Raw genomic sequence first — 16,598 nt, forward strand, 5'->3', positions numbered from 1 at the left:
GGCAGAGTTCTTGACGATTCGCGCATCCGCGTCGGGGCGCCTCGGTCCAGCCGGTGCGAAGACCGGTTCAGTCGGCGTGGATGCTGCGGCGGTACCCGGCGGGCGGCTGTCCGACTGCACTGCGGAACAGCCGGGAGAAGTGTGCGGGATCGCTCAGTCCCCAGCGGGCGCCGATGGCGGCCACTGGGGTCTGGCGCTGCCCGGGGTCGGCGAGGTCGAGTCGGCACTTCCCGATGCGGCGTCGCCGGATCTCTCCGGCAACGGTCTCCCCGGTGCCTTCGAAGATCTGGTGCAGGGTGCGCACCGAGATGAAATGGGCGGCGGCGATGGTCGATGGGCTGAGCTGCGGGTCGGAGAGGTGGACATCGATGTAGTCGGTGATCTCGGCCCACAGTCGCTGCCGTTCGTCGATCTCGCCGCCCGCTGCAGAGAGCTCGTCGGCCATCACAGTGGTGAGCAGATCGACGACGTTGCCGGCCAGCCGCACACCGGTCGCCCGGTTGAGGGTCGGCAGCATGGCACCGGCCTGGGAGATGACCTGAGCGACGACCGCGCCGAGCTGGTGGTCGGCTCCGATCGGGGTGGCGGTGAGTTGGCCGACGGTTCCGGCAGGCAGGTTGACCCGTGACTGCGGGAACATCATGACGTAGGACGAGAAGTCCGAATCGAAGCTGAGCGTATACGGTCGTGACGTGTCATAGATGGCCAGCGATCCGGGCGCCAGAGCCATCTCACGTCCGTCCTGGATGAGCAGTCCGTGCCCGTCGAGCTGCAGAGAGACCTTGAAGTAGTTCGTTCCGGCCGCGCAGCCGTGCGCCTCCGACCGGGCTCGGGCAATCAGCTCGGGGGTGCGCAGGACGGCATGGGGATTGGCGTTGATCTGCGACATCACCACGGAGTCGTAGTCGCGCGCGCTGATGCGACCTTGGAATCCGCCTCGGCGCTGGGGTTCCGTATCGAGCGGGACGAACGAGTCCGAGACCAGGCTCTGCCAGCCGTCGAAGTCGTTCGCGGTGTCTTCTAGCAACATCGTCGTCCTTAGATCACTCGGCCCCGACCGCTTCGCCGAAGGCCCGTTGTCCGGTCACTCTATCCCCAACCGTCGCGCCAGTCACGACCCCGAGCACGATTACCGACCATTTGGTCACCCAGCTTCGGCAAGGCCCCCTCCGCCCAAGGTTCGCCCCGGCCTCACCGGTTCAGTTCGACCGGTCGAGTCGGGCGATGACGTAGTCGAGCTGGGCCCGAAAGCCGGCGAAGTCGAATCCGCGCCCGCCGATGATCGCACTGGTCTGCGCCCCGAGCAGATACGTCAGGAGCACTTCGGTCTCGGATTCGATATCGACCTCGGCACGCAGACGACCGTCGGCGTCAGCTTCGCCGAGCCAGGAGACGATCCACGCCCTCCACAGCTCCATGGTCGCAGCGGTCGCGCGGGCGTGTTCGAGGTTCTGTGCCACTTCGGCGAGATAGGACAGGACGACGCGGGCTTCGTCATGCAGCGCGGGGGTCACCGGGAGCACCTCGTGCGCGAAAGCGCGCAGAGCGTCGAGCCCGCGCAGGCCCATCGTCGAGGTCGCGACCCGAGCGTTCGTGGCCTCGAAGACATAGAGGTAGGTGGCCGCGAGCAGGTCCGCCTTCGAACCGAAATACGTTTTGACCACCCCATTGGCGAACCCGGCCTCGGTCGCGATATCGCGCATCGTCGCCCCGTTGAGGCCCTGCCTGACGATCAGGCGCAACGTCGCCTGCACGAGGTCCAGTCGCCGCTGGTCGTGGTCGACGATCTTGGGCATGGTTCCTCCACAGCGATGCAGATCGGGTCTTGACTTTATTTCCTACAAGTGTAGATTTTAGCGTGACTCAGCCCACAGGCCCAGATTGCAAAGGTGCACAATGTCCTGCCATTCCTCCCCCTCCGTCGCCGAGGCGACCACCGCCACCCCCTTCACCCTGCCGACCGAGGCCGAGATCTCGACCGTCACCGCGGTGCTGCGCGCGGCCGGGCACTTCCCGGATACCGCACGCATGGCCTACGTCGGCCCGCTCGATCCCGTGCGCGGTACGAAGCGGGCCATCGCCGAGGTGGATCGCCGTTTCCGTGCCTTCATCCTCGACAAGTCCGCCGGCACTGCCCGCGATATCGTCGTCTCGGCCACCCGTGAGACGGTCGAATCCGTCGCCGAGGTGGACTCCACCGAAGAGGGCGAGTTCCCCGTCATGGAAGAGGAGTTCGAGGTCGTCGAAGAGGTCCTCGCCGCCGATCCGACGTGGCGGGCGAGCCTCGAGAGGCGCGGGCTGTCCGTCGCAGAGGTCCGGGTGGCGCCGCTGTCGGCCGGGGTCTTCGAATACCCGGAGGAGAAGGGACGGAGGATCCTGCGCGGGCTGGCATTCCATCAGCAGCATGAGTCGGACTCGGCGTGGGCGCACCCGATCGACGGACTCGTCGCCTATGTCGATGTCACGAACAAAACCGTCGACCAGGTCCTCGACCTCGAGAACGTTCCGGTGCCGGCCGAGCACGGGAACTACACGGATCCGGAGCTCACCGGACCTGTGCGGACCACGCAGAAGCCGATCTCCATCACGCAGCCGGAGGGGCCGAGCTTCACCGTCACCGAAGGCAACCACATCGAGTGGGAGAAGTGGTCGTTCGATGTCGGATTCGACATGCGCGAAGGCCTCGTCCTGCACAACATCGCCTTCGACGACGGTGAGCGCCGTCGCACGATCCTCGATCGGGCGGCGATCGCCGAGATGGTCGTTCCCTATGGTGACCCCTCACCGGTGCGGTCGTGGCAGAACTATTTCGACACCGGCGAATACCTCGTCGGGCAATGGGCGAACTCGCTTGAGCTCGGGTGTGACTGCCTCGGCGATATCACCTATCTGTCACCGTGGGTGGCGAACAACCTCGGCGAACCTCGGCAGATCAAGAACGGCATCTGCATGCATGAGGAGGATGCGTCGATTCTGGCCAAGCATTCGGACCTGTGGTCGGGTGTCGCCTATACCCGGCGCAACCGTCGCTTCGTCGTCTCGTTCTTCACCACGGTCGGCAACTACGACTATGGGTTCTACTGGTATCTCTACCTCGACGGCACGATCGAGTTCGAGGCCAAGGCCACCGGTGTCGTCTTCACCTCGGCGCTGCCGAACGGGTCGACGGATTTCGCCTCGGAGATCGCGCCCGGACTCGGTGCCCCGTTCCACCAGCATCTCTTCGGGGCTCGACTCGACTTCGCCCTCGACGGCGGCAAATGCCGGGTCGAGGAGGAGGACGTGGTGCGTCTGCCGGTCTCGCAGGACAACCCGCGCGGCAATGCCTTCAGCCGGTCCCGGACCGTTCTGGCCACCGAACTGACTGCGCAGCGGGATGCGGATCAGTCGAAGGCGCGGACGTGGGTGGTGACGAACCCGGAGTCGACCAACCGCCTCGGCGAACCGGTCGGATACAAACTGCACCCGACGGGCCTGCCGACGTTGCTCGCGGCCGAGGACTCGTCGATTCATCGCCGTGCCACGTTCGCGTCGAAGTCCCTGTGGGTCTCGCAGTATCAGGAGGACGAGCGGTACCCGACCGGGGATTTCCCGAACCAGCATCCCGGCCATGCAGGGCTGCCGGCGTGGACGGCGGCAGATCGCAGCGTCGACGGGGAGGACATCGTGGTCTGGCACAGCTTCGGCCTCACCCACTTCCCACGGGTCGAGGACTGGCCGATCATGCCCGTCGACACCGTCGGCTTCAAGCTGCGACCCGAGGGATTCTTCGACCGCTCCCCCGTCCTCGACGTCCCCGCCCCGGAGTCCGGTTCCCCCTGCTGCGACTCCTAACCTCCCCAATTGCTACCCGACGGCGGCCCAGCAACCTGGCGCCAGGTTGCTGGGCCGCCGTCGGGTAGCACGGAGAGGTCGGGTGGGACCGGAATTGACGATGCGCGCACGACCGTCGCCGACGACTTGCCGAATCGTGCACACCTCGTCCGCAGGCATTCCTCACCGGTGTCCGACGTCACTAGCCTGTGGCCATGACAACCGAGCATGAATCAGGCACCGTGGCCTCGAACACCTCAGACCATCCGGACACGTTCCCCATTGAGATCCCGAACGAACGATTCGACTACGTCATCGTCGGAGCGGGATCGGCCGGGTGCGTCCTCACCCGTCGACTGCTCGATGCCGGAAAGAAGGTCTGCCTCGTCGAAGCCGGCGGAGACGAGACCAATCCGAATATCGACCATCTCAACAACCTCGGACTGATCTGGCATTCGCAGCAGGACTGGGACTACTACACTCCCCCGCAGCCGGCGGCGATGAACCGCCGCATCCACCTCCCCCGCGGCAAGGTCCTCGGCGGGTCGAATGCCCTCAACGCCGTCATCTGGGTCCGCGGCGATGCCTGGGACTACGAACAGTGGGTCGAATCCGGGTGTCCGGGATGGTCCTGGAACGAGGTCTGGCCGGTCTTCGCCGCAATCGAGAACTTCGACGGCGACATCGCTGAGAATCGAGGCACCGACGGTCCGATGGATGTGCGCGTCGACTATGCGCGCAATCCGCTGCAGGAGGACATGTTCACGGCCGCCGCACAGACCGGCATACCCGTCAATGACGACTACAACTCCGGATCCGTCGAAGGCATCGGAAAGATCCAGCTCAACGTCCGCGACGGCAAACGACTCAACACATGGCGCGCCTACCTCAAGCCCCGCCTCGGCGATGAGAACCTCACGATTCTCACCTCCGCGCACGCCCGTCGGCTTCTCCTCGACGGGACCGCGATCACCGGTCTCGAGATCGATTTCCGCGGCCGCGTCGGCACCGTGTCCGCCGACGAGGTCGTCCTCTCCGCGGGTGCTCTGGCCTCCCCCGAGCTGCTACTGCGGTCGGGCATCGGTCCCGCCGAGGAGCTTGCCGAGGTCGGCATCGACTCGGTGGTCGATCTGCCGGGCGTCGGCAAGAATCTCCAGGATCATTGGCTCTCACCGGTCATCTTCTCCACCGGAGATCGGGAGGTGCCGATGGGAGAGGTGGCGCCCGCCGAGGTGCACTTCTTTGCGAAGTCCCGACCGGATCTGCCAGTCCCCGACACTCAGCCGTTGTTCTTCTCCGTGCCGATGTATGCCCAGGATGCGGCGCCGGCCGGGCAGACCGGACCAGGACCCGGCGGAGCATTCACTCTGCAGGGCGGCCTGGTTCGCCCCGAGAGCCGCGGAGAGGTGCGGCTCAGCGGGCCGAATCCACAGGATCCGCTCGTCGTCGACCCGCAGGTGCTCTCGGCACAGGCCGATGTCGACGCTCTCGTCGCCTCGGTGAGGCAGTGCCGTGAGATCGGGCGCGCCGAGGCGCTGTCATCGTGGCAGCCCACCGAGATCCACCCGGGCCCCGAGGTGGCCGACGAGGACCTCGAGGACTATGTCCGCGGGTCGGTTGTGACTTATCATCACCAAGCCGGGACCTGCCGGATGGGGACGGACGCCGAGGCTGTCGTCGACCCGGCCACGTTCGAGGTCCGGGGCGTGAGCCGGCTGCGGTTGGCCGATGCGTCGATCATGCCGCTCGTGCCGACCGGGAACACGAACGCTCCGACGATCATGATCGCCGAACGCGCCGCGGCCGCTCTCGTCGGCTCCCCCGCCGAAGGAATCACCGCTCCCGCCTCCCACTGATTCCCCTTATTGCTACCCGACGGGGGCCCAGCAACCTGGCGCCAGGTTGCTGGGCCCCCGTCGGGTAGTAAGAGGCTGGTATCTTCTACTTCGTCGGCCGATCTGCAGACGAGAGGGATTGGGAGTGCACGAGGCAAGCGAAAAGACCGTCCCCGCACAGGAGCTGCTGGTGACGATCGGGACGGGCCTGCTCGCCGGTGGGATCTCCTCGGTCGATGTCGAAGACGCTCTCACCGGGCTGGCACCTGCGGTCGGCCTGAAGTCCATCAACGTCGCAGCTCTTCCCAAGGGCCTGTTCCTCACCATCGGCCCCGGCAGTCCCACCCGGTTCGAACGCATCGGTCCTGACCTGCGGTTCGACCAGACAGCGAAGCTGCTCGACATCGTCGACGCCGTGCGGTCGCGTCGGCTCGGCATCGACGCCGCTCGCCGCATGATCGAGGCCGAGGTCTACGGCACTCCCCCGCGCTGGCCCGGATGGGTGACCTGCCTCGGCGCGGTGCCCGTCGGCGTCGGGCTGTGCCTGCTGCTCGAACCGGGACTGGTCAACCTCGCCTTCGCCGCTCTCGGTTCGCTCATCGTCGCGGGTGTCCTCGCCGTCAACGCCCGCCACCCCAGCCTCGGACCGCTGCTGCCGGTCGCCTCGTCGTTCATCGTCGCGGTGCTCATCCTCATCGGCTTCCGCCTCGACTGGCTGGACAGTCCCCTGCGCACGATCGTCGCCACCCTGGCGCTGCTGCTGCCCGGCAGCGCCGTGGTCACCGGACTGACCGAGATCTCCGCCGGTGCCCTCTCGGCAGGCAGTTCCCGGCTCGTCTCGGCCACCGTCCAGTTGGCGATGTTCATCGCCGGAGTCGCCGGTGCCGCCGTCGTCACTGGCACCGGCGCCGAGGCGCTTGCGAACTCCCAGCTCACCTCCTCGACATGGGGGCTCTCCGCCCTGGGCGTGGCCGCCGCGACACTGGGCCTCATCATCTATCTGCACACTCCGCTCGAGCACACCGTGCCGATCGTCCTTACCATCGCTGCGGCCGCGCTGGCGCAGCTGGGCATCGGTGCCGAATTCGGTGCGGCCATCGGCGGTCTGGCCGGCGCTTTGACCGCATCGGTGGTGGCCGTCGTGCTCTCGCGCCTGCCGAAAGGCCCGATCTGGCGGATCAGCTTCGTGCCCGCGTTCCTCGTCGTCGCCCCCGGGTCGTTCGGGCTCCTCAATGCCTCACAGATCGAATTCGGTGACGGCGCTGGGGTTGCCGGCAGCATGCTGGCGGCTGCGACCACGTTCTTCACGATCGCCATCGGCACGGTCATCGGCGCCGCCATCGCCCACACGGTCGAGCCCAAGGACGAAATCGTCGCCTGAGACACCCCTAGAACTACCTGACGGCGGCTCAGCTACCTCGCGCGAGGTTGCTGAGCCGCCGTCAGGTAGTAATTGGGAGGGAAGTCAGGACGGTTCTTCTACAGCGAACGGTGTCGAGGCCCGGTCGAGACGGTCGACCTCGTCGGCGCTGAGCTCGAGCCCGGGCGCGGCCATGACCGCCTCGAGCTGCTCAGGTGTGCGGGCCGAGGCGATCGGCGCCGTCACGCCCTTAGCCAGCAGCCAGGACAGCGCCACAGTCGTCGGAGCGACATCGTGCGAATCAGCGATCGCGACGAGATCGTCGACGACCTTGAGCCCCTCGGCATTGAAATATCCCTGCACCATGCCACCCCGATCGGCCCCCTCGAGGTCGGCTTCGGTGCGGTATTTGCCGGTGAGGAAGCCGGCGGCAAGGCTGAAGTACGAGAACACCGCGAGATCCCGCCGCTCGGCGATTGGGCGCAGATCGGTCTCGAACTCCCGCCGATAGACGAGGCTGTACTGCGGTTGGATCGCGACCGGCTTGACCAGCCCTTCGTCCTCAGCCGCTGCGAACCACCCGGCCAGACGCGCCGGCGAATAGTTCGACACCGCGGTGTGCTTGGCCTTACCGGAACGGACGAGCTCATCGAAGACGCGGGCCACCTCGGCGATGGGGGTCACCTCATCGTCACGGTGGGCGTAGTAGAGGTCGACGTGATCGGTCTGCAGACGCTCCAGTGAGGCGTCGATGGCGGTGCGGATGTATTCGGGATCCTGCGTCTTGTGCTCGGGATGGTCGCCGACCTTCGTGGCGATGACGACGTCATCGCGGTTGCCCCGCGAGGCCAACCAGGTGCCGATGATGGTCTCGGATTCGCGGCCGGTGTTGCCGGGCACCCATGCGGGGTAGGACTCGGCGGTGTCGAGGAAATTGCCGCCGCCGGCGACGAAGGCGTCGAGGACGGCATGGGACTGCGCCTCATCGGCCGTCCACCCGAAGGTGTTCGTGCCGAGATTGATCGGGAAGATGGACAGGTCGGTGCCGGGAATCTGCTTCCGCATGGTCAAGCTTTCCTCCATTCGTCGAATAATCGGCCGCAAACGGGCCGCACTTCCGCACAACGGATAGATCTGGAGGACTATTCCGCCGAGGCGGCCCACCCCTGACCGCGCCCCGCGCGGGAGGTCGTGAACGCCGCGACCTCGTAACCGGCGCGGGCGTCGGCCCTCACCTGCGCGACCTGGTCGGGCACCATGGCCCCGAAGATGCGGTCCCTGACCGGCTGCGGCAGGAGATCGGCCAGGCGGGTCACGGGACCGATGAAGCCGGGTACGGTGATCTCGAAACGGGGCCGGGCGACCGCACGGACGACGGCGGCCGCGACATCGTCGGGACGCAGCAGCGGACCCGCACCGGTGCCGGTCCCCGCGGCCAGGACGGTGTCGACGACGGCAGGCATGACGGCGGTGATGTGCACCCCGGTACCGCGCATCTCCGTGCGCACAGCCTTGAGATAGCCGAGCACTCCGTGCTTGGTCGCCGCGTACGTCGCCTCGCCCGGGGTGGGCAGGATCGATGCCGCCGAGGCGACCGTGATGAGGTGACCGTGCCCGGCCTCGCGCATGGCAGGTGCTGCGGTCTTGATTCCGTTGATGACGCCGAGGAGGTTGACCTCGAGCTGAGCGCGAGCCGCTCCGTTCGGTTCCTCGTCGAAGGAACCGACCCACATGATGCCGGCATTGTTGACGAGCACATCGACGGGGCCGAGATTGCGGCGGACGAATTCGAGGAAATCGGCGAAGGAGTCCGGGTCGGTGACGTCGAGGCCGAAGGCGCGCACTCCCAGTTCCGCGGCGGTGTCCTCGGCCGCTTCGAGGTCGCGATCGCCGATGGCGACTCGAGCGCCGGCCGCGGTGAGCTGTGCGGCGATCGCCTTGCCGATTCCGCGTGCCCCTCCGGTGACGGCGACGATCTTCCCGCGGGTCGTGCCGAAGCGTTTCATGCCGCGATCGCTCCCTTCTTCATCTCCCGGTCGATCTCCCACAGATAGTGGTCGAAGTCGACCTCCATCGTGTGCCGGGGCGAATCGTAGAACTGCTTCTTGTTCCGGCGGTCATCGCGAGCCATCTGTCTGACCATGTCCCGACGGCTCGGCAGTTCGCAGGATCCCGTGAGGATCTTCGCCACCAGCTTCGACTGGGCTTCGGACAGCGGCATGACCGCACCCACCGGCTGGAGCAGGCCGATGAAGAACAGACCCGGCCGGTCGGGGTGGACACACCGCTTCCACAGCGGCAGGTCGTTGTTCTCGACGTCGACGACGTCGGAGGACAGGAACGGAAACGACACTCGGTACCCGGTGGCCCACACGATGAGGTCGGCCGGGGCTGAGGTTCCGTCGGTGAAGACGACGCGGTCGCGCTCGAGGCGTTCGATCCCGGGACGCACCGTCACGGTACCGGCCTTGAGGCGATCCCGGATGGCATCCGACTGCACGGGGTGGGACTGGCCCGGCGTGTGGCCGGGCACCGGCAGTCCGTATTTCTTCAACCCGCCGGAGAGGATCGCGCCGAGGCGCAACCGGGCCGAGGTCATCCACCACGGGGCCCACCCGGGCAGGACGATCTGGTCGGCCGCCATGCCCATGATCGTCTTCTTCATCACCCATTGGCCGCGTCTGATCGAGAGGGTGACGTTGTTCGCCCGGAGCGAGCCTTCGACGGCGATGTCCATGGCCGAGTTGCCGGCACCGACGACGACCACATCACGTCCCTCGAGCTGGTCACCGCTGCGGTAGTCGTGGGCGTGGATCTGTTCGCCGGCGAAGTCCCCCGGGTAGGCAGGGTCGGGCCAGCGGGCATCCCAGTGGTGGCCGTTGGCGACCATCACGGCATCGTAGTGCCGGGTCTCCGACACGGCATCTTGACCTATTCCGGATCTGATGTCGACATCCCAACCGCCACGGCCGCCTCGGCGAACATCGGTGACTTCGGTGTTGAAGGTGATCGTGTGACCGAATCCGAAGTGGTCGACGTAGTCGCGGAAATAGTCGAAGACCTGATCGTGGCTGGCGTAGTGCGGGTAGTGCTCGGGCATCGGGAAGTCGGAGAAGGCCATGCGCGGGCACGAGGTGTTGATCTGCAGGGTCTCGTAGCAGGCGCTCTGACCATTGGGGTTGTCGAAGAGCCATGTGCCGCCGATTTCGCTGCCCTTTTCGAAGCAGTCGAAGGGGATGGCCGAGGTGTAGAGCGTCTTCGCGGCGGCGATGCCGGAGGATCCCGCTCCGATGATGCAGACCTTCGGCAGAGAAGGGTCCGGGGCGACCGGGGCGGTGGGGGCCGGTGCGCGACGACCTTGTCGAATCATGTAAGCCATGTCACAGAGTATGCCAGTGAAAATATGAATTTTCACTATAATGGGAGGATGGATTCTTCTCCGGCCCAGCCTTCTTCCCCACGTCGCTGGCACGGCACCCTGCGGTCGGAACGGGATTCGGCGCGTCGTACGCGCCTGCTCGACGCGGCGCTCGAGCTCTATGGAACGATCGGGTTCCGCAAGACCTCGGTGCAAGCCCTGTGTCAGGAGTCGGGGGTCTCCAGCCGGTCCTTCTACGAGCTCTTCCCGACTCAGGAGAGTCTTCTCGAGGACCTCTACATCGAGCTCAACGAGGAGATCACCACGGTCCTCGACGAGGCGCAGATCCCCTCTGACGCCACTTTGGCCGAAGCTGCCAGGCTGATCGTCGGCGCGGCCCTGTCGCCGATGCTCGATGACGAGCGCAAGGCTCGCGTCCTCGAGGTCGAAGCCGTCGGCATCTGCGACTCACTCGAGGAACGGCGTCATCAGACGATGCGACTGCTGGCCGCCTCGGTGCAGGGAGCCTTCGACGAACTCGATCACGCCTACGGCCTGACCGCGCCGGCGGCGTCGAATGACCTCACAAGCATCGTCCTCGTCGGCGGAATCACCGAGACTCTCGTGCAGCGCATCCAAACTCCCGCCGATGAGCGATCATCCCGGGATGAGTTCCTCACCGCCATCACCGAGGTGGCCCTGCGTGCCCATGGCATCGCCGACCGCAATTTTCGCCTCCGCCCAGCGTGAGAGTGCGGTGAGCGGGGTACAGATCCTGTCGATGGTGCCGTCCATGCCGGTAGTCGGATCTCACTTGAGGAGGCGCATCACTTGAGGAGGCGGTCCATTCGACGGTCGGAGAGCTTCCTTCCGCCGGTCTGACAGCCGGGGCAGTACTGGAGGGATTTGTCGGCAAAGGACACCGCGGCGATGGTCTCCCCGCAGACGCGGCAGGTCTCACCTGTGCGGCCGTGAACGGAGAATCCGCGCTTCTTCGCGGTTTTGATCTTGCCCGGCGGCAGGCCGATGAGGGCGGTGCGCGCGGCATCGAGCACCTCATGGATGGCGGTGTGCAGCGCCTGCGGGTCGACGGTCTTCGCGGTTGCGAACGGTGAGAGCTTCGCGGCGTGGAGGATCTCATCGGTATAGGCGTTGCCGAGGCCTGAGATGATTCTCTGATCTTCGAGGACCGTTTTGATCCGGGAGGTCGACTCGGACAGTGCCGCGGCGAGTTCGTCGACGGTGAGACTCAGGGCGTCGGGGCCCAGCGATGCGAGGGCGGGCACCTCGGAGAGGTCGCGGACGAGGGACACGGCGGCGTTCTTCTTCGATCCGGGTTCGATGAGGTCGAAAGCGGCTCCCGAGGCCAGGGTTACGCGCATTCCCAACGGCCCCTTGCCCATCCGGATCGGACCACTCGGTGCGGTGTCATGCCAATTCAGCCAGCCCATTCGGGCGAACCGGCAGACCAGGTTAAGTCCGTCGAAACCGATGACGAGGGCTCGCCCACGGCGGGCCACCTCGGTGATTTCAAGTCCGGCGAGCGCATCGATGCTCGGGTCGACGGTCTTGAGCAGGCTGAGCTCGGCGATGTCCGCGCGGGTGACGAAGTCCCCGACCAGCCGCGGACGCAGGAAGTCGACCAGCGCATCGACTTCGGGCAGCTCCGGCATAGTCCCAGTATCCTCCTCGCCTCCCAATCCCAACACCCCCCAATTGCTACCTGACGGCGGCTCAGCAACCTCGCGCGAGGTTGCTGAGCCGCCGTCAGGTAGTTCTGAGACGCGCAAACCCGGTCGCAGCAGGTGACCGACCTTGAGAACCCGTCGGTCGAGGACTAGCGTGGATTGACCACCGCAAACCGAGTGGCTTCGGTGGATCGCTGACTGCCGAAGGAGGCGGACAATGGCTGAGAACGTTGCTCAGAAGCTCATCCGGTCACATCTGGAGTCCGGGGAGCTCGCTCCCGGAAACGAACTCGGGATCCGGATCGACCAGACTCTCACCCAGGATGCGACGGGCACCCTGGTCATGCTCGAGCTCGAGGCGCTCGGCCTCGACCGCATCCGCACGGAACTGTCCGTGCAGTACGTCGATCACAACCTGCTGCAGACCGATGAGAAGAACCCAGAGGACCACGAGTTCCTCCGCTCTGCCGCGGCACGGTTCGGTCTGTGGTTCTCCCCTGCCGGCAACGGCGTCTCCCACCCCGTTCACCAGTCCCGGTTCGGAAAGCCTGGAGCCACTCTCATCGGTTCCGACTCGCACACCTGCGCTGCCGGCGCCCTGGGAATGCTCGCCATCGGCGTCGGCGGGCTCGAGATCGCCATGGCTATGGCCGGTGAACCCCTCTTCATCAGCGCGCCGCAGATCATGGGCATCGAGCTCACGGGCACCCTGCCCGACTGGGTCTCGGCCAAGGACGTCATCCTCGAGATGCTGCGTCGCCACGGCGTCAAGGGCGGAGTCGGAAAGATCATCGAATATCACGGGGACGGACTGAAGAACCTCACGGCCATGGACCGTCACGTGATTGCGAATATGGGTGCCGAGCTCGGCGCCACCGCCACGGTCTTCCCTGCCGACGATGCCGTCCGCGACTACCTCGAAGCCGTCGACCGCGGTGAGGACTTCACCCGCATCGAGGCCGACGAGGGTGCCGAGTACGACCTCACCGACGCCATCGACCTCTCCCAGCTCGAGCCGCTCATCGCCGCACCTTCGTCTCCGGGCAATGTCACTCCGGTGCGCGAGGTCGCCGGTGACGACGTCTTCCAGGTCGTCGTCGGCTCCTCGGCGAACCCGGGACTGAGGGATTTCGCCGTCGTCGCCGAAACACTTGCCGACCGCCAGATCCACCAGCAGATCTCACTCGACATCAATCCCACCTCACGGGAGGTCCTTGCCGACCTCATCGCCGGCGGATGGCTGACCTCTCTGGTGGGATCCGGGGCCAGAATCCACCAGTCCGGCTGCATGGGCTGCATCGGCATGGGCCAGGCTCCGGCGGTCGGGCGCAACAGTCTGCGAACCATGCCGAGGAACTTCCCCGGCCGGTCCGGCACCGACGAGGACGCCGTGTGGCTGTGCTCGCCGGAGACCGCGGCCGCTGCCGCGCTGACCGGGAAGATCACCGATCCTCGCGATCTCGACATGGACTATCCCGAGGTGCGGTTGCCCGAGAAGTACTCCGCGAACCGCAAGATGCTGGTACCACCGCTGGAACCGGAGGAAGCCCGGTCGGTCGAGCTCGTGAAGGGAACGAACATTTCGACCCTGCCGGACTTCGAACCGCTGCCCGATGACATCGATCTGGAGATCCTGCTCAAGGTCGGCGACAACGTCTCCACCGACGAGATCATGCCCGCCGGATCCCGCGTTCTGCCGTATCGGTCGAACATCCCGAAGATCTCCGAGTTCGTCTATATCCAGGTCGATGACACCTATGCCACCCGCGCCGCCGACCACGACGGAGGGCACGCGATCGTCGGTGGGGACAACTATGGTCAGGGGTCCTCTCGCGAGCATGCGGTCATCGCTCCCCGCTATCTCGGTCTGCGGGTCGTTGTGGCGAAATCGTTGGCGCGGATCCATTGGCAGAACCTCGCGAACTTCGGCGTCCTCGCTCTCGAGTTCACGAACGAGGCCGACTATGAATCCCTGTCCCAGGGTGATGTGCTTGAGTTCCGTGGTCTGCGCGATGAGCTCGGCGAAGGGACGACGATCACCGCCGAGGCGGCCGGCCGGAAGTTCGAATTCCGCCATGGCCTGTCGCCGCGTCAGGTCGAGATGGTCCTCGCCGGCGGTCGCATCGCCCAACGCGCCGCCCACCTCAATTGACTCCACGAACTACCTGACGGCGGCCCAGCAACCTCGCGCCAGGTTGCTGCGCCGCCGTCAGGTAGTAGGAGACGCGGCATGGTCGGATTGACACAAGTAGGCTGTGCTTCTATGGATGATTACACGGTTCGTCGTGCCGAGGCTGCCGACGCTCGACGTCTTGCCGAGATCCACATCGCCGCCTGGCGTTCGGCGTACGCCGGCATCATGTCGGAGGAAGTACTTGCCGGACTGGATCTGCAACGGATCACCGCGAACATGGCTAATAGCCTCAGCGTCGCGGAAAGCCCGATATCGACGTTCGTCGCAGTCTCGGCCTCCACGAACGTCGTGCTCGGGTTCGGAGGCGTGTGCCCTCCCCGCAACGGCGCCGACGTTCTGGACCAGCTTCCCGACACTACTGGTCTCGGTGAGCTCGCTTTTCTTAATTTCCATCCGGATGCATTCGGCACGGGAGCTGCCTCGGTGCTTATTCGATCTCTCGAAGATGAACTGCGCACACGCGGCTTCACCAGGGCTTACCTTATGGTCGCGGAGGGCAATGAGCGGGCGATGCGTTTCTATGCCAAGCACGGTTGGAGACGCACCGACATCACACACGTCTTCGAGCGGGTAGATCCAGTGATTCCCGAACGCCTATTCCATACCAGCCTCTAACGCCTACTCCACGTCTCGTTCCTGCGCACTGACTGTGCGATTCGCCCTTTGCTCATCGCACAACTACCTGACGGCGGCGCAGCAACCTCGCGCTGGAGTGGTCCCCAATAGTTGGACTGCTGTGGGGTCAGCATGAAGCAGTTGCCGGCTGTTCGGCTGTGGCGGTCTTGGTCCGATATTCCATCGGGGCAAGGCCGCCTAGTCGCATCGAGATCCTCTCAAAGTTATACCAATGAATGTACTCATCGATCGCTTTCTTCAGGTCCTCGATCGAGTCGAATTTCTGCAGATAGAACATCTCGGACTTCAACTGCCCGAAGAAATTCTCCGCCATCGCGTTATCCCAACAGTTTCCCTTCCGCGACATCGACGGGGTAGCACCGTGTTTGGCCAGGATCGCCGCCCACGACACGTGCTGGTACTGAAACCCCTGGTCCGTGTGCACCAACGGTTTCTGACCCGGCCGCAGCCCCTGACACGCATTCGTCAGTGACTCGTTCGTCAACGCCAGGTTCGGTGACATCGACATCGAGTACGACACCACACTGGTATCGAAGAGATCAATGATCGGCGACAGGTACAGTTTCTGATCCGCCACAGGAAATTCCGTGACGTCAGAAACCCATTTCTCATTCGGTTCATCTGCGGTGAATTCCCGGTTGAGGACGTTGCCGGCAACGCGGCCGATCGTGCCGCGGTGGGAGTTGTACCGCTTCCTGCGCACCTTGGTCTTGATGCCCATGTCCTGCATCAACCGCAGCACAGTCTTCTTCGCGATCGTGATGCCTTCTTTGACCAGGACTGCCCAAATCTTGCGGTGCCCGTAGCATTCGCGGCTGCCGGTGAAGATCTCCCGGATCCGGCCTCTCACCTGCACATACGGGTCAGGCTTCTGACCGAAGCGTTTCTGGTGATAGAAGAACGTCGACCGGGCCAAACCCGCAATTTGCAGCAACACGGGCAGAGGGTAGTTCGCCTTGAGACTGGCAACAATGCGTGCTTTTACAGCTGCCCGTTCTGCCTCAAGGCCTTCAGTTTTTTTAAGTACGCGTTCTCCGCTTCGGCCCGCAGCAGTCGGTCTTGTAACTGCCGGTACTCGGCCAGGCTGATGTCCTCGACACGAGCCTTCTTCGCCAACACGTCCGGCTTCGCCGGGACCTGTTCAGCATCCGGGTCCTGCCCGTTGTCGATCGCCCGCATCCGAGCTGTCTTCCCCTTACCCGATGCTTTGCGGGGGGTGAAGGCGTCCTCGCCTTTGTTCCGGTACTCCTTGGCCCAGTCCAGGATGGGACGCGATGATGCCAGGCCGAGTTCCTTGGCGAGTTCGACTTTGTGTTCGCCGTTTAAGTACCGTTTCGCGGTCGCGATCTTCGTCTCTTTAGGGATGCGGCGGCGTTGATACGGTTCCATGGCCCATATTGTTCCACGCACTAACCACCGGTCGTGGAGGAGTTTGAGTGTGGGTTTATGGACGTCGAGTTTCGTAGCGGTCGCGGCGTAACCCAGGCCCTGGCTAAAGAGTTCGATCGCGGCTTGAGCTTGGTCGTTGGTGATCAGACAGTCCTGACGCATGGAGTGGTCCCTTCAAGTTGGTTTGTGTTGATCACAGTCCAACTTTCGGGGACCACTCCACGCCAGGTTGCTGGGCCGCCGTCAGGTAGTAATTGGAAGAGAGGAAAAGAGAAGGCGGCCCGGACGCTCCCGCGGTGGGGAGGTTCCGGGCCGCCGTCTCGTG

14 protein-coding genes are annotated in these 16,598 nt (G+C 65.0%); 6 read left to right on the forward strand and 8 right to left on the reverse strand.

The genetic code is table 11. The annotated features are described in order from the left end of the window. Window positions 1-67: 67 nt before the first annotated feature. Both ACU4IU_RS05140 and ACU4IU_RS05145 read right to left on the reverse strand, forming a co-directional pair. Window positions 68-1,030, reverse strand: coding sequence for an AraC-like ligand-binding domain-containing protein (locus ACU4IU_RS05140; RefSeq protein WP_446656040.1), 963 nt, complete (start codon window positions 1,028-1,030; stop codon window positions 68-70). A 169-nt stretch (window positions 1,031-1,199) separates the two neighbouring features. Then, window positions 1,200-1,796, reverse strand: a complete 597-nt coding sequence (locus ACU4IU_RS05145) for a TetR/AcrR family transcriptional regulator (protein WP_446656041.1) — start codon at window positions 1,794-1,796, stop codon at window positions 1,200-1,202. Between the two features lie 100 nt (window positions 1,797-1,896). On the opposite strand from ACU4IU_RS05145, the gene ACU4IU_RS05150 reads away from it, so the two are divergent. The 3 genes from ACU4IU_RS05150 (at window position 1,897) to ACU4IU_RS05160 (ending at window position 7,029) form a co-directional block, all read left to right on the forward strand. Continuing rightward, on the forward strand, window positions 1,897-3,834 hold the full coding sequence (locus tag ACU4IU_RS05150) for a primary-amine oxidase (RefSeq protein ID WP_446656042.1): 1,938 nt from the start codon (window positions 1,897-1,899) through the stop codon (window positions 3,832-3,834). 194 nt (window positions 3,835-4,028) lie between these two features. Next, on the forward strand, window positions 4,029-5,669 hold the full coding sequence (locus tag ACU4IU_RS05155) for a GMC family oxidoreductase (protein WP_446656043.1): 1,641 nt from the start codon (window positions 4,029-4,031) through the stop codon (window positions 5,667-5,669). Window positions 5,670-5,793: 124 nt separating this feature from the next. Beyond that, window positions 5,794-7,029 carry a threonine/serine ThrE exporter family protein gene (locus ACU4IU_RS05160; RefSeq protein ID WP_446656044.1) on the forward strand — a complete coding sequence of 412 codons (1,236 nt, stop codon included), beginning with the start codon at window positions 5,794-5,796 and terminating at the stop codon, window positions 7,027-7,029. An 84-nt stretch (window positions 7,030-7,113) separates the two neighbouring features. Here ACU4IU_RS05160 and ACU4IU_RS05165 read toward each other — a convergent pair whose 3' ends face one another. Genes ACU4IU_RS05165 through ACU4IU_RS05175 form a run of 3 tightly spaced genes read right to left on the reverse strand, consistent with a single transcriptional unit; the run spans window position 7,114 to window position 10,387 of the window. After that, window positions 7,114-8,091 (reverse strand): aldo/keto reductase, encoded by a 978-nt coding sequence (locus tag ACU4IU_RS05165; protein ID WP_446656045.1) that lies wholly within the window; start codon window positions 8,089-8,091, stop codon window positions 7,114-7,116. Between the two features lie 59 nt (window positions 8,092-8,150). Then, complete coding sequence (locus tag ACU4IU_RS05170) at window positions 8,151-9,014, reverse strand: SDR family oxidoreductase (RefSeq protein WP_446656046.1); 864 nt, start codon at window positions 9,012-9,014, stop codon at window positions 8,151-8,153. Next, window positions 9,011-10,387: a flavin-containing monooxygenase gene (locus ACU4IU_RS05175; RefSeq protein ID WP_446656047.1), complete on the reverse strand. Its 1,377-nt coding sequence runs from the start codon at window positions 10,385-10,387 to the stop codon at window positions 9,011-9,013. The genes ACU4IU_RS05170 and ACU4IU_RS05175 overlap by 4 nt, the downstream gene beginning before the upstream one ends. 48 nt (window positions 10,388-10,435) lie before the next feature. On the opposite strand from ACU4IU_RS05175, the gene ACU4IU_RS05180 reads away from it, so the two are divergent. Further along, entirely contained in the window at window positions 10,436-11,116 is a 681-nt protein-coding gene (locus ACU4IU_RS05180) for a TetR/AcrR family transcriptional regulator (RefSeq protein ID WP_446656048.1), read from the forward strand. Window positions 11,117-11,193: 77 nt separating this feature from the next. Here the strand turns inward: ACU4IU_RS05180 and ACU4IU_RS05185 are convergent, their stop codons facing one another. After that, a complete protein-coding gene (locus ACU4IU_RS05185; protein WP_446656049.1) occupies window positions 11,194-12,039 on the reverse strand; it encodes a DNA-formamidopyrimidine glycosylase family protein in 846 nt (281 codons plus the stop codon). Window positions 12,040-12,271: 232 nt separating this feature from the next. Between ACU4IU_RS05185 and ACU4IU_RS05190 the strand changes: the two genes are divergently transcribed. Both ACU4IU_RS05190 and ACU4IU_RS05195 read left to right on the forward strand, forming a co-directional pair. After that, on the forward strand, window positions 12,272-14,206 hold the full coding sequence (locus tag ACU4IU_RS05190; protein ID WP_446656050.1) for an aconitate hydratase: 1,935 nt from the start codon (window positions 12,272-12,274) through the stop codon (window positions 14,204-14,206). A 111-nt stretch (window positions 14,207-14,317) separates the two neighbouring features. Further along, window positions 14,318-14,863 (forward strand): GNAT family N-acetyltransferase, encoded by a 546-nt coding sequence (locus tag ACU4IU_RS05195; RefSeq protein ID WP_446656051.1) that lies wholly within the window; start codon window positions 14,318-14,320, stop codon window positions 14,861-14,863. 127 nt (window positions 14,864-14,990) lie between these two features. On the opposite strand, the gene ACU4IU_RS05200 is transcribed toward ACU4IU_RS05195, so the two are convergent. Together ACU4IU_RS05200 and ACU4IU_RS05205 are read right to left on the reverse strand one after the other, a co-directional pair. Continuing rightward, window positions 14,991-15,857: an IS3 family transposase gene (locus ACU4IU_RS05200; RefSeq protein ID WP_446657578.1), complete on the reverse strand. Its 867-nt coding sequence runs from the start codon at window positions 15,855-15,857 to the stop codon at window positions 14,991-14,993. Window positions 15,858-15,865: 8 nt separating this feature from the next. Beyond that, complete coding sequence (locus ACU4IU_RS05205) at window positions 15,866-16,435, reverse strand: helix-turn-helix domain-containing protein (protein WP_446656052.1); 570 nt, start codon at window positions 16,433-16,435, stop codon at window positions 15,866-15,868. Between the last annotated feature and the right edge of the window lie 163 nt (window positions 16,436-16,598).

The sequence above is a fragment of the Brevibacterium sp. CSND-B09 genome, from assembly GCF_052906525.1.

What these genes read in the sequence shown, in the direction of transcription:
- ACU4IU_RS05140 (WP_446656040.1), bottom strand. Translation starts at nt 1,030, where the DNA reads ATGTTGCTAGAAGACACCGCGAACGACTTCGACGGCTGGCAGAGCCTG.
- ACU4IU_RS05145 (WP_446656041.1), bottom strand. Translation starts at nt 1,796, where the DNA reads ATGCCCAAGATCGTCGACCACGACCAGCGGCGACTGGACCTCGTGCAG.
- ACU4IU_RS05150 (WP_446656042.1), top strand. Translation starts at nt 1,897, where the DNA reads ATGTCCTGCCATTCCTCCCCCTCCGTCGCCGAGGCGACCACCGCCACC.
- ACU4IU_RS05155 (WP_446656043.1), top strand. Translation starts at nt 4,029, where the DNA reads ATGACAACCGAGCATGAATCAGGCACCGTGGCCTCGAACACCTCAGAC.
- ACU4IU_RS05165 (WP_446656045.1), bottom strand. Translation starts at nt 8,091, where the DNA reads ATGGAGGAAAGCTTGACCATGCGGAAGCAGATTCCCGGCACCGACCTG.
- ACU4IU_RS05170 (WP_446656046.1), bottom strand. Translation starts at nt 9,014, where the DNA reads ATGAAACGCTTCGGCACGACCCGCGGGAAGATCGTCGCCGTCACCGGA.
- ACU4IU_RS05175 (WP_446656047.1), bottom strand. Translation starts at nt 10,387, where the DNA reads ATGGCTTACATGATTCGACAAGGTCGTCGCGCACCGGCCCCCACCGCC.
- ACU4IU_RS05180 (WP_446656048.1), top strand. Translation starts at nt 10,436, where the DNA reads ATGGATTCTTCTCCGGCCCAGCCTTCTTCCCCACGTCGCTGGCACGGC.
- ACU4IU_RS05185 (WP_446656049.1), bottom strand. Translation starts at nt 12,039, where the DNA reads ATGCCGGAGCTGCCCGAAGTCGATGCGCTGGTCGACTTCCTGCGTCCG.
- ACU4IU_RS05190 (WP_446656050.1), top strand. Translation starts at nt 12,272, where the DNA reads ATGGCTGAGAACGTTGCTCAGAAGCTCATCCGGTCACATCTGGAGTCC.
- ACU4IU_RS05195 (WP_446656051.1), top strand. Translation starts at nt 14,318, where the DNA reads ATGGATGATTACACGGTTCGTCGTGCCGAGGCTGCCGACGCTCGACGT.
- ACU4IU_RS05205 (WP_446656052.1), bottom strand. Translation starts at nt 16,435, where the DNA reads ATGCGTCAGGACTGTCTGATCACCAACGACCAAGCTCAAGCCGCGATC.